This window comes from Christiangramia marina (assembly GCF_048285865.1).
Lineage (GTDB): Bacteria > Bacteroidota > Bacteroidia > Flavobacteriales > Flavobacteriaceae > Christiangramia > Christiangramia marina.
On sequence record NZ_JBLVTK010000002.1, the window covers coordinates 673621 to 687013 of the forward strand.

Sequence of the window (13393 nt, forward strand, 5' to 3'; positions counted from 1 at the left end):
GGCCTCCTATCATGGTGATGATCCAGTAGAGAATCAGAATAATGAGCAAAATGCTCAGGATCACGTTTACCTCTGAAAAAAGTATATTGATTAGGTTATCCAAGTTTATTCGTTTTTAGAATCTTTCATTCCAAGTTGTTCTTTAAGCTTTGCCAGTTCGTCACTAGCCTTCGCTTTCGAGGTATCTGCCGCCTTATCGATTTCCTCATCGATGGATTTAGAAGCATTGGCGATGTCTCCGTAAGCCTCGGCAAGCGCTTCTTCCTGGGCTACTTTCTCCTTCATTCTTTCTAACATAGATACTGTACCAGTGCTATCAAGTTCAGCCATTTGCTTGTTCAGGTTTTTGGTAGCATTCGAAACCTTAACCCTTGCTTTTAGCGTCTTGAGTTCATTTTCCCAATTGCCGATATTGGCTTTAATGGTCTGGATGTTCTTTTGTAATTGCGCCACGTTATTATCGAATTTAACCGACTCCTCCTTAGCTCTTAAAACCTGCTGTTCCGCAGCTTCTTTTTTCACAAGAGCTTCCTGCGCCAGGCGATCTGCTTCTGCCTGCTCCATGTCTTTGGAATGTGCTTTTTTCAGGATGATGATCGCTTTATTCTGGTAATCGTCCACTTTATTCTGAAATTCTTCCTGGTCGTTCTTTGCTCTGATCGCAAGTGCTTTCACTTGTGCCAATGCTTCCAGACTTTTGTCCAAGTCAAGTTTCATGTCTCTAATGCCCTGTTCGGTCATTTTGATTGGATCCTCCATTTTGTCCAGGGCAGAATTTGTTTCTGCCTCTCCTATTTTAAATAATCTCTTAAAGATGTTCATAATGCTGAATTTTAATATTTTGAGAATTCTATGATATGATCTGAATATTCACTCATTAATAAGCTGAGTGAGTTTAAGCTCCCTTCCAATTCGTTCTGATCCATGTTCTCAATCTGAAGGGTATCGCGGTAAATGACTTTTTCACCAGACTCGTCCAGTACAAAAGCTCCGTGAACGATATCGCGATTCTTCTGTAACAAGCTTTTAAAGATCTTTTCAGACTGGTTTTTAATCTTAAAAATGTACTGCTCCATTATTAAGATTGGCGGAGCAACGCCCACGATGAGATTTCTAATTCCAGAATTTTCTTTTTGAATCACTAAAAGTCCATCTTCCGGATTCTCCCGGGTGATATTAAAATTCAATTCCAGCAAAAAATCTCTCGTAATATTGAAGTGATTTTTCATAGGTGGTTATTACGGTTAGTACTACTATTTTGAGAGCCTAATAATACAAAAAAGTATTAAGACTTTGTTAAAGAAACGTGATAAGCTCGGTGGCTACATCGATAATAAATGAGATCATAATTCTAATTTTAGTTGGTTATTGACAGATCTCTGAGTGTTCGAACATTTCAGACTAAAAAAATTAGCAATACTAAAATGTATTTGCTAATATTGTTAGACTAATTTACGATAAAAATTCAATTCTGCAAATAATATTAGCAATTAATGTCGTTATTCGGAAAAAATATCAGGAAAATAAGATCGGTTCGTAGTTTGAGTCAGCAGGCTTTTGCTGAGCTATTCGACCTGAAACGCGGGACTTTAGGCGCCTACGAGGAAGGGCGAAGCGAACCTAAAATAGAAACCATCATAAAAATTGCTAATTATTTTAGCATTCCAATAGATGATTTGCTAACCAGTGAACTTACCGTAAACGAATTACTCAAATTCAAAGGAAAACCCGAGCATGATGATCTAAATGCGAAACCAGATATCTGTAAAAAGGTACCCTGTATCACTCCGGAGTTACAACAGGATTATATAGCGCATCATCAGAAAAATAACTTTATAGAAGACTTGCCAGAAATCCATCTACCAATCTATCACGAGTCAGATCTGCGAGCTTTTGTAATTCACGACCTCGAAATGAGCACCGATTCTGATGGATTTTACCCGAAAGATGTGGTGATAGGCGTGAAAGTTCAGAAGAAGCAATACCCTAATTTAGCAAGTGCGTGTTTGTTCCTGGTAGTTTCCGAAGAGAAAGTATTCCTGAGAAGAATATACCAGTCGGCAAAAAAGTTTATTCTTAAGGCAGACCATAAGGGCATTGAAGATATTGAGATTCCTTACGCTGATGTTAAAGAGCTATGGGAGATCAAATACGCTTTTTACCATCGTATTCCAGATAGTAGAAATACCGACATCAAACAACAACTGAGTTTTTTAGAGGAAGAATTTCATAAACTGCGTACGTCTCTCAACAATTAATTTCTCTGGCTTTAGTTCAGGTTGTAGTGTTATAAAATTACAGGCATAACCTTTGCAGTGCTAAATCTTTTAGTACCTTTTTAATAGCATTACAACCTAACCTGCTACCTATGAAAAAATTGCTTTTAGGGATCTTCATCCTATCCCAAAGTTTACTATTCGCCCAAAATCCAAGTTATAAAGAAAGTTGGATACAGATCAATTCTCTTGAGAAAGATGGAAAAGTTGAGAATGCTCTAGAGCATACCGATATTTTAATGCAGCGGGCAAAAAGTGAGAAAAAGTATGATGAACTTATTAAGTCTAAGATCTACCATTACCGTCTTTACCAGATCAATCACGAGAACGCTGAGAGCTACATCCTTCAGGATGTCAATATTTCTACCGCTCAAATTCCTTTTCCATTTGATCAGGTGTTGCAGAGTTATAAAGCTGAATTACTAAGTGATTATTACAGACAGAACCGGTGGAGCCGCCGTGAACAAAAACAAATCGATGATCCTAACCAAAAAGATTTGAGCACCTGGTCTCTCGAAACTATAAAAGACAGTATTCATACCGCTCATAAAAAATCTATTGCCAATCCCGGCAAACTGGCCAACTTTCCCAATTCTGAAATTGACGTGCTTTTAAATGCTAAGACCATAACGAGAGATTTCAGACCTTCTATCTATGATCTTCTGGCTGGACGTTACCTGGAATTTCTAAGAGACGAAAGCTTTTTTAGTACTGAATTTGAGGATGCGAAAACCGAAATTAGCAAAGAGGTTCTTTTCGCGACAGACTCCCGATTTGTAGATGCCGAAATTGCTGAGGGTGAGAATTCTAGGCTGCTTGCTCTACGACAATATCAACAACTGGAAAAAATTCACTCAAAGAATAAAGGTGAAGTATCGCTGAATTACTGGAAGTTACAACGTATTGAATTTGTTCATGCTGAATTTCATGATGACTTTCAGAAATATATTAGTGCTATTGAGAAGCTGGAAGAAAATTCAAAAGACCGGAAAATTAAGGCTCTGCTTCTATTCGAACTGGCTAATACCTATGCTGAAAAAACTTCAGAAAGAGATGAAGAAGGACTACTGAAGTATCCCGAATATAATGCTAAAGCGGTCAATCTTTTAAAACTTATTGGGTCCAACTATAGCAATACGCTTACCCGGCAGAATGCCCAGAATCTTATAAAAAGACTTACCGCTCCAAGTCTGGAGACACAATTGCAAAACATACTGACCCATAATGAACCAGGTCGAGCTAAACTGACTTATAAAAATATGGATACTATCTATATGAAATTAGGTAAGGTTAGCATGAATTTCCTTGATAATGTAAATTATGGAGATAGAGCAGATTATATAAAAAAAGCTGCTGCAAAAATTTTAGATAGCGTACAGATCGTTTTACCAGGAGAAACAGATTATAATGAACATACCACTGAAATTGTAATTCCGGGAAATGATTTCGGAAGGTATCTTGTTCATTTATACGATTCAGAAGGCAATCATACTTCCGGGACTTACCTGGTGACTAACATTGCTGTATCAAGAACAGATTTTGAGAAGGAAAATTTGTTTCATGTAGTTGATCGAAAGTCAGGAGAAAATCTAAGCGACGTTGTTCTAAAAGTAAAAAAGGGCAATACCACCATTCTTTCCAGAACTTCTGATCGTGACGGCGAGATAGCACTGGATAGCTATTCTGGGAATCGATATTGGGAAGAAAATTTAGAATTTACAAAGGGAGATGATTTCTACTCCTCATCTTACAATCGCGGTGGTCATCGATATAATTATAGTAATAATGAAAATGATGATTCACAGGCGAAGGTGCTTTTTTTCCTGGATCGTGCGATCTACCGTCCTGGTCAGAAGGTACATTTTAAAGGAGTGCTGCTTCAACATAGAAAAGATTCAACCAGTGTAGTTGCTAATGAATATATAGATGTATTCGTAGATGACCCCAATGAGAACGAAATTCATGAGTTCAGATTCAAAACCAATGAATATGGCTCTTTTACAGGTAGTTTCGATCTTCCAGTCAACAACCTTACCGGCCAGTTCTCCATTTATGCCGAAGAATATATTGAAACCGATTCAAAATTCTGGGATGATTTAAATTACTTTCAGGATGATTACAAATACTTTAGTGTAGAAGAATATAAACGACCAACTTTTGAGGTAAGTTTTGACACCATAAATAAAGCTTACGAGTTAGGTGAAACGATTGAACTTAAGGGCTCTGCTGAAGCTTATATTGGTGCCTCGCTTCCAAATCTTAAAGTTGCCTACACAGTTACCAGGGAACGTATGCATTATTCGTGGTGGCGAAGTTATTATTCAGATGCAGTAATTATTAAAACTGATACTACTGAAACAGATGAAAATGGGGAATTTATCATTCCTTTTGAAGCCAGGGCAGACCAGAACACCAATCTTAATAATCTTATATATCGCTACTCCGTATCTGCCTCGGTAACCGATGTAAGTGGAGAAACGAGAGATGCACAGCAGTCGCTTAAAATCGGGAATAAGAATTTTCTTCCAAAGCTTGAAATTGCAGAAAAGATCGATATTGAGGATACGCTGAAAATCGATCTGGCAACAAAAAATCTCAATGATCAAAAGGTACCTGCAACGGGTAATTATAAAATTTATAGACTCAAGAGCCCTGAAAAGCATTACCAGGAAAGATGGTGGGAGGCTCCAGAATTTGAACTTATTTCTAAAGCCGAATTTGAAAGACTATTCCCGAATGAACCTTACCGAAAGTTGACAACGCCAGAAAACTGGGAAAAATTGGAAAAATTGTATGAATCCAGTTTTGAATCAGATGGGGATTTTGAGGATGAGATCGCTACCAAAAATTGGGAGGCCGGTAGTTACTTACTGAGTTTCGAACTGCGACATGAAAACAAATCAGAAGAATTATTAAAGGTTATTAGCATTCAGGATCCTGAAAGTAATAAGGCTTATACAGATCAGGATCTTCTGGTAAGTATTATCAATAAAGAAACATTAGCTTTAGATGATCACGCACAGGTTGAGATCAGTTCTCCTATCAATAATTTGCGAATTCGTGTTTCAGCATTCAGAAACGGCCGTACTTCCATTTTTAGAGAATACTTTAAGCTTGATGGAAAACTAAAATTGAAGATTCCGCTAAAAGCTCTGCAGGATCCTGAATTTAAACTGGTTGTATCTTCAGTTATGAACAACCGGCAAATTGAGTTTAGTGAAGTGGTAAACTTCAGAAAAGATTCCGAAGATCTTGAAATCTCTACGGAAACCTTCAGAAATAAAATAAGACCTGGACTTGAAGAAACCTGGAGTTTCAATGTATCTACTTCTGGTGAGAAAAAGGAAGCTGAAGTTCTGACTTCAATGTATGATATTTCGCTTGATCAATTTAAAAAAGATGAGTGGAATACAGATACCGGATTTACTGGATTTAGATCTGATTATCCATCCCTGTATTTCGATAATTTAGGCCGAAGCACTAACCTGTATAGATATTTTGGCAGACACCACTATTATAGTCGGGTGAATCTTCGCTTTGATCAGCTCTCTCAATTTGGTTTTTATTTTGGACAGCCTAACAGTTATCAATACAGGAATTATCTACGTACGTTGAAGGTGAGCAATAAGGTGGATTCTGATGCTCGTGTACAGGGAAGAGTGGTTGATGAAAATGGGGAACCGCTACCAGGAGTGAATGTAATCATCAAGGGTTCGAGTCTTGGAGCACAGACAGACTTCGATGGTGAATTTGGAATCGATGCTCCGAAAAACGCTACACTTATCTTTAGTTACGTAGGTTATGTGAGTCAGGAATTCCAGCTTGGTGATGAGACTGAAGTATTTATTGACCTTGAAGCCGATTCTGCCAGTCTGGATGAAGTCGTAGCTGTAGGTTATGGTGAGGCTGTAGCCGAAGAAGTCATGGAAGTTGCCGATCAGGAAAGTGAGTCTATAGCCTTGTTACAGGGCAAGGTTGCCGGCGTAGAGGTATCCAGAACCGGAGCCAACACCGAGTTTAAAATTAGAGGTAGTTCAAGCATAAGTGGAAGCCCGATGTTTATCGTAGATGGAAAACCTGTTGAGAACTACGAGCTCGATTCAAAAGATATAGTAAGTGTCGAAATTCTGAAAGGCGCTGAAGCTACTGCTCTTTACGGCAGCAAAGCAGTGGATGGAGTGGTGATCATCACCACCAGCAAATCCCTGGAAGCCCTTGAAAATGTTGATGCAAGAACAAATCTACAGGAAACAGCTTTTTTCTTCCCGGATCTTAGACTGGATGAAAATGGAAGTTTATCGTTCAGCTTTACCACTCCGGAAGCTTTAACCAGCTGGAAATTGAGATTGCTAGCTCATAGCAGCAACTGGAGCACCGGTAAACTGGAGGAAATTGTAACTACAAGCAAGGATCTAAATGTAGTACCAAATACACCACGATTTTTAAGAGAGGGTGATAGTATCATTTTCAAGGCGAAAGTAACTAATCTTTCCAGTGAACCAATGACCGGCAACGCAGTACTGAAGTTATTCAATGCCGTGACAATGGAGCCTGTGGACATCCCGATGGGAAATACTGAATCGCTGCAAGCTTTCAAGATCCAAGAGGGAAAAACCAGAGTGGTAAGCTGGAAACTTTTTGTTCCTGAAACCATTCCTGCAGTGACCTATAGAATCATTGCGACAGCAGGAGATTTTAGTGATGGGGAAGAGAATTTACTTCCTGTGTTGAAGAACAGGATGCTGGTTTACGAAAGCATCCCGCTGTTTGTAAGAGCTGGAGAAACTGAAAGCTTTGAATTTGAAAACCTGAAATCGAATGACTCTGAAACCTTGAAGAATCATCTCTTTACATTTGAATATACTTCTAATCCCGGGTGGTTTGCCTTGCAAAGTTTACCATATCTCATGGAATATGAGCATGAATGTTCTGAACAGATATTTTCGAAGATCTTCGCTAATTCCGTTGGTCAGAAAATTGTGAACTCAAAACCTGAGATCGCTAAAGTTTATGAAGCATGGAGAAAAGATTCCAGTATGGTGAGCAATCTTCAGAAAAATGAAGAACTCAAGAGCCTTTTACTTGCTGAAACTCCGTGGGTACAGGATGCTGAATCTGAAAGTTTACAGCAACAACGAGTAGGATTGTTGTTCGAAACCGGGCGAATCAACAAAGAACTAACTTCTATGTTGACCAGGTTGCGGAGAATGCAGAATTCTTCGGGAGCTTTTCCATGGTTCGCCGGCGGTAGAGATAATTATTATATCACTTCTCATATCATCGAAGGCTTCGGAAAATTGAAAAATATGAAAATTGACCTGGATGATCGAAGAATTCTTGCCAATGCAATCACTTATCTGGATAAGGAATTGATGGAGCAGAAGAAAAGAAGAGAGTCAGGGAATTCAACCGACTTTTATAAAAGCTACACTGTACTTGCTTACGCACATACCAGAAGCATGCACCAGCAAGAATTCCCGATCCCGGCTGAGCAAAAAGACCTCATTGACAAAGCTCTGGAATATCAAAAGGAACGCTGGACAGATTACAATCTTTCAGAAAAGGCTGAACTGGCAATAATATTAAATCGTTTTGGGCATTCCGCAAAAGCATTGGAGATCATTGAATCGCTGAAACAGACGGCAGTAAAATCTAAAACTTATGGCATGTACTGGAAAGAAAATACTGCGAGCTGGAGATCATTTAATACTCCTGTTGAAGTACAAGCCTTAATAATTCAGGCTTTTGCTGAAGTTTCCAAAGATGTAGAAACAATTGAAGAACTTAAGATCTGGTTAATTCAGAATAAGAGAACCAACTACTGGGAAACTACTAAATCTACAACTGCAGCGGTGTATGCATTGCTAATGCAGGGCATGGATATACTTCCAGTATCCTCGAATACTCAATTCATGATTGGCGGAGAGAAACTTGATATGGAAGAACTAAGTAATACAACTGCTGAAGCTGGATCTGGTTATGTCAAAAAAACATGGAAAGCCGGAGAATTTTCAGAAGATTTTGGAAATATTGAAATAAAGAGCAATAACACTACCGCCGGCTATGGTGGCGCTTACTGGCAGTATTTTGAGAATCTGGATAAGATCAGAACTCATTCTGAGAGTCCGCTTAATATCGAAAAAGAATTATATCTGAATACTGGAAATAATGAATTAAAGAAAATAAATTCTGATACACCACTGAAAGTAGGAGACCTGGTAAGCGTTCGATTAGTCGTACGAGCTGAAGCAGATATGGAGTTTATTCATTTGAAGGATATGCGTGCAAGTGGTTTTGAACCAACAAACGTGATTAGTGAACACAAGTATCAAAATAATACCAGCTATTATGAAAGCACCAGAGATGCTGCTACTCATTTCTTCTTCGATAAATTACGCAAGGGAACTTATATTCTTGAATATACCGTAAGAGCCAATAATGCTGGTTCCTTCTCGAATGGAATTAGCACGATAGAATCTATGTATGCTCCTGAATTTTCCGGATATACCAGCGGAATTCGAGTGGAGATCATAGAACAACAGTAATAAATTATAGAAGTAATTTGGGGTTTTAACAAAATATTTAGATATTGAAGCACCCAAATTAAATATCATGGACAGATTGAACGAAGACCATGAATTTACTGAGAAGATCGAACGCTTAGAAAAAAGCTACAACCTGATGAAGTACGCTATTTTAAGTACTGGGATAGGAATCATGATCCTGCTCTATTTGTTTCAGTAAAATCAAAAAGAAAAAAGCTTTCGCAATGCGAAAGCTTTTTCTTTTGAATCTCAACCACTTAGTCGTTTCAGAATAAAATTTTATTTAAAATCATTCTAAACAATTTTTAAATTCTTAAAAATCTAAATACATTCGCAGCTTGTTTATAATTAGTCTAAATAAATACAGGTGCATAAACTAATACTTCTACTACTCGCAATACCCTTTCTAACACTAGCTCAATCCAAACCAGACATCAAAGGTCAAATATTTTATAATTCTGAACCTGTTCCTTTTGCTACAATTCTCATCCAGAAATTAAATAAGGGAACTTCGGCAAATGCTAAAGGCGAATTCAGATTATACAATTTACCAGATGAAGAGCTTCAACTAAGCATTTCGGCGATTGGTTACCAGACTACCGAAGTGAAAGTACAATTCAGCGATCGACCGGCTGTATTAAATATTGATCTCGAAATTGATGATCAATTGCAGGAAGTTGAGGTTTTTGGAAACAGGTTTAGCCATCCAGATAAGATCGAGGCTCTTACCCGATTGCCTCTAGAGCCTTACGAACAAATCCAAAGTATCTCAGTAATCTCAGATAAGCTCATCCAACAACAGGGAGCACTCAGCATATCAGAAGCGACAAGGAATGTTCCCGGAGTTTATACATTTGCTACTTATGGAAACCGAAGTGAGAGTATTTCTTCCCGGGGATTTCGTGGAATTCCGATCTTGAAAAACGGAGTGCGTGTACATTCAGATTTTAGAGGAACAGGTATTCTAACCGACATGCAGGGTGTTGACAATATCCAGGTTCTTAAAGGTGCCGCTTCCATTACACAAGGCGTTGCCACCGACCTTGGAAGTCCTGGTGGTGTCGTAAATATCGTTACCAAAACTCCAAAATATCAGTTTGGTGGTGAAGCTTCGATGAGAGTTGGCAGCTACGGACTAGTTAGACCGGCTTTCGATGTATATGGTCCTCTAAATGAGCAAAAGAATATTGCCTTTAGAATAAATGCAGCATTGGAGAGAAAAGATTCTTACCGCAGCGGAATTTCTGGAGAGAGCTTCTATATCAATCCTTCGCTGGAATGGAAGCCAGATGATAAAACCGAAATAACTCTTGAAATGGATTATTTCTCAGATAGCAGAACTCCAGATGTGGGAACAGTTAATCTTGCTGAAAATGATCAAAACGCGATTTACGACCTGCCATACGATGTCTTTTTAGGTTACGAAAACGATCGTAATAACACAGAAAATAGTACTTACGCCATTAGAATCAATCGGGATCTAAGCCACAAACTTAGTCTTCGCGCCGCCTTCTACAGGTCTAATCTGGATCTTGATAACAAGGGTGCCAGTTTTGGAAATGTGGTAGTGGAAAACGATGTACCCGTTTATAATCAGAGAACTCGTGGCTACGGAATAAGCACCCGTAATGACAAGAACAGCGTGGTACAATTTGATCTAATTGGAGATGAAATCGAAACCGGTGCCGTGAGTCATATTTTTCAGGTTGGTTTTGATTATCGTACAACCAATTACGAAACCTTCAGCAAATCTGCTTCAGCTGTAGATACTATTGATGTTTTCAATAATTCCAATAGCCGGTCGTTACCAAATGGAATTAATTTTGCGGCAGCAAATGAAGGAACTGCCAGGTCTAAAGCTATAGGTTTTGTTGCTCAGGATGTGATCACTTTTACTGAATGGTTCAAAACTTTTTTAGGAGTGCGTTACTCTTCTGTAGAAACCATTAACGGCGATGAAAACAATAGAAGTGATTCATTTAATCCGCTTGCTGGAATTATCGTTTCTCCGTTTGAAAATGTAAATGTTTTTGCTTCTTATACCAATAGCTCCTACCCTAGAACAGCAGCCAGAATTGGAGAAAATGGTGAAGAATTGGGGAATGAACGTTACGATCAGGTAGAAGCAGGTATCAAAACCAACTGGCTCAATAGCAGGTTGCGTTTTAACCTTACCCTCTTCAGAATAAATAATAAGAACATCAATCTTCCGGTATACGATGAAAACTGGATCGCAACTGGATTTTTTGAACAAGGTGGAAATGATCAACGGCAGGGAGTTGAAGTAGAAATTACGGGGCGGCCATTGCAAAATCTGGAAGTGATCGCTGGATATTCGTATATCGATGCGCAGTATAAGGATCACACTTCCTTTGTATACGGCTCTGCACCTCTAAATACACCAAAACACACCTTTAATACCTATGTGAATTATTCATTTTTAAAGCATCTTGAAGGATTATCTCTTGGTGGAGGTGTCTATTACACGGGTGAAAGACCTGTTAATGACTGGTCTGCCGGAGCAGTAACTCACCAGGGTATCGTGCCAAATCAAAAACCTTTCGATGTAAATAATATTACGCAGGTAAACTTACAGGCTGCCTACCAGGTTGATAAGAACTGGAATGTTAGGATTCTTGCAAATAATATTTTTGATGAAATTGGCTACAATGCCTATAGAACCAGGTTTATCAATCAAACGGACCCAAGAACTTTTAGCGGAGTAATTTCCTATAGATTCTAATTAAACGATTTACATAAATAACAATCTAAACAGCGTGGTTCCTAACCTTAAATATTAAAAATGAAAAAAAAGAAAGCCTATACTTTTCGAAAGTTTATGACAGACGTCCATCTCTGGTTGGGTCTGGCTAGCGGAATTATTCTATTTCTGGTTTGTTTTAGTGGAACCATGCTGGTTTTTGAAAAGGAGATCGAATCAATTTTTGCTGAAGAACTTCGCGTTGTTCCTTCTTCGGAAAAGTTATCAATTGATGAATTAACCTCCAGAATGTCGGAAAAAGGTACTGTTTCCTCTGTTTCGATCCCGACTGAAGCTTTTGAAGCCTATGAATTTCGAGTAAAAACATCACCGAAAGATCGTCGTGGAACCACGTTTATGATGGATCCGTATTCAGCTGAAATCCTTAAACCTGAACCTTCACCTCTAAACGGATTCTTCAGTGTAATGTTTAGAATGCATCGGTGGCTTCTTTTGGATACCAGCATTGGAAGACCCATTGTAGGTGTGGCCACAATTATCTTTTTATTTCTATCCATCAGTGGTATTATTATATGGTTTCCGAAGAAATGGAAATGGAAAGCTTTCAAACCAGGATTCAAGATCAAATGGTCTGCAAACTGGAAAAGAATTAATCATGATCTTCACAATACTCTTGGTTTCTACTCCTGTATTTTTTTAGTGATCATGATTCTTACGGGACTTTGCTGGTCTTTTGAATGGTATCGGGAAGCAGGGAGCCAGGTTCTGGGAACTAAGATCTTTGGAGGAAGAGGTGGTCCTGGAATCACTTCTGAAGAGCCAGGTTCTGAGATAATTTCACTTTCAGAAGCCTATACTATTTCCAATTCAGAGTTGACATATGCGGGCAAAACAAATATCAGTATCCCGCAAGAAGAAACCAATGTGTTCGAAATCAGAAAATATGATGACAACAACTGGTCTCCGTCAACTCCAGATCTGTTGGTTCTGGACAGGAATGGATCTGTAGTGAAAAAGGAGCTTTTTGACGAAAAGGATTTAAATGTGCAGGTGGCGTCTCTCATAAAACCTCTGCATACTGGCGAAATCTTTGGGACTCTATCCAATATCATCTATTTCCTGGCTTGCCTGATTGCCACTTCCCTGCCCGTTACCGGAACCATGATCTGGCTGAATAAGTTGAAGAAGAAAAAACACAGATAATAGCCTGAGCTCAATTGCTCAAATTATTAACGTTATTGGATTAATTCCATTAGTTTGGATTTTTTCCTTTATTTTTTCTGAAGATTGTAGTAATTTGCAGCCATGGAGGAGTTGAAATACGCGGTTGTTGATATTGAGACTACCGGGAACGGTATCAAAGGAAACAGGATCACAGAGGTTTGCGTGATCATTCTGGAGAATGGTGAAATCACAAAGACCTTTACATCACTTATAAATCCCAGCCAGTCCATACCCTTGTATATCGAAAGTCTTACCGGAATCAATGACGAAATGGTAAGCAGTGCACCGCAGTTTTCTGAAGTCGCAGAAGAGATCATGGAAATCACGAAAAACTGCATTTTTGTCGCTCATAATGTGAACTTCGATTATAATATACTGAGGGCTGAGTTTGCGATGCTGGACATGGATTTTAAGAGAAAGCGTCTTTGTACCGTAAGACTTACGAAGAAATTGATTCCAGGCTTGTTTTCTTACAGTTTGGGAAATATCTGTACCTCCATCAACATTCCTATTTACGATAGACATCGTGCGCAAGGTGATTGTGAGGCAACGGTGATCTTGTTAAAACGTTGTCTTTCGCTAGATCCTGAACTCGAAGTTGTCACCGAATTTTTGAACAGAAAAAG

At 38.7% G+C, this 13393-nt stretch carries 8 protein-coding genes; 6 read left to right on the plus strand and 2 right to left on the minus strand.

Annotation, left to right across the window (positions count from 1 at the left end; translation table 11 throughout):
- Positions 1-105: 105 nt before the first annotated feature.
- Together ACNKXS_RS09585 and ACNKXS_RS09590 are read right to left on the minus strand one after the other, a co-directional pair.
- Positions 106-822 carry a PspA/IM30 family protein gene (locus tag ACNKXS_RS09585; RefSeq protein WP_417920670.1) on the minus strand — a complete coding sequence of 239 codons (717 nt, stop codon included), beginning with the start codon at positions 820-822 and terminating at the stop codon, positions 106-108.
- A gap of 11 nt (positions 823-833) precedes the next feature.
- Positions 834-1229, minus strand: coding sequence for a type III secretion system chaperone family protein (locus tag ACNKXS_RS09590; protein WP_417920671.1), 396 nt, complete (start codon positions 1227-1229; stop codon positions 834-836).
- Between the two features lie 264 nt (positions 1230-1493).
- On the opposite strand from ACNKXS_RS09590, the gene ACNKXS_RS09595 reads away from it, so the two are divergent.
- From ACNKXS_RS09595 to ACNKXS_RS09620, 6 genes are all read left to right on the plus strand, one after another.
- Positions 1494-2258, plus strand: coding sequence for a helix-turn-helix domain-containing protein (locus tag ACNKXS_RS09595; RefSeq protein ID WP_417920672.1), 765 nt, complete (start codon positions 1494-1496; stop codon positions 2256-2258).
- Positions 2259-2368: 110 nt separating this feature from the next.
- On the plus strand, positions 2369-8821 hold the full coding sequence (locus ACNKXS_RS09600; protein ID WP_417920673.1) for an alpha-2-macroglobulin family protein: 6453 nt from the start codon (positions 2369-2371) through the stop codon (positions 8819-8821).
- A gap of 67 nt (positions 8822-8888) precedes the next feature.
- Positions 8889-9020 carry a hypothetical protein gene (locus ACNKXS_RS09605; protein WP_322302070.1) on the plus strand — a complete coding sequence of 44 codons (132 nt, stop codon included), beginning with the start codon at positions 8889-8891 and terminating at the stop codon, positions 9018-9020.
- Between the two features lie 168 nt (positions 9021-9188).
- Positions 9189-11564: a TonB-dependent siderophore receptor gene (locus ACNKXS_RS09610; protein ID WP_417920674.1), complete on the plus strand. Its 2376-nt coding sequence runs from the start codon at positions 9189-9191 to the stop codon at positions 11562-11564.
- Between the two features lie 60 nt (positions 11565-11624).
- Positions 11625-12746, plus strand: a complete 1122-nt coding sequence (locus ACNKXS_RS09615) for a PepSY-associated TM helix domain-containing protein (RefSeq protein WP_417920675.1) — start codon at positions 11625-11627, stop codon at positions 12744-12746.
- A 102-nt stretch (positions 12747-12848) separates the two neighbouring features.
- Positions 12849-13393: 3'-5' exonuclease (locus ACNKXS_RS09620; protein ID WP_417920676.1), on the plus strand; the 545-nt coding region annotated here is incomplete at its 3' end.

What these genes read in the sequence shown, in the direction of transcription:
- ACNKXS_RS09585 (WP_417920670.1), bottom strand. Translation starts at nt 822, where the DNA reads ATGAACATCTTTAAGAGATTATTTAAAATAGGAGAGGCAGAAACAAAT.
- ACNKXS_RS09590 (WP_417920671.1), bottom strand. Translation starts at nt 1,229, where the DNA reads ATGAAAAATCACTTCAATATTACGAGAGATTTTTTGCTGGAATTGAAT.
- ACNKXS_RS09595 (WP_417920672.1), top strand. Translation starts at nt 1,494, where the DNA reads ATGTCGTTATTCGGAAAAAATATCAGGAAAATAAGATCGGTTCGTAGT.
- ACNKXS_RS09600 (WP_417920673.1), top strand. Translation starts at nt 2,369, where the DNA reads ATGAAAAAATTGCTTTTAGGGATCTTCATCCTATCCCAAAGTTTACTA.
- ACNKXS_RS09605 (WP_322302070.1), top strand. Translation starts at nt 8,889, where the DNA reads ATGGACAGATTGAACGAAGACCATGAATTTACTGAGAAGATCGAACGC.
- ACNKXS_RS09615 (WP_417920675.1), top strand. Translation starts at nt 11,625, where the DNA reads ATGAAAAAAAAGAAAGCCTATACTTTTCGAAAGTTTATGACAGACGTC.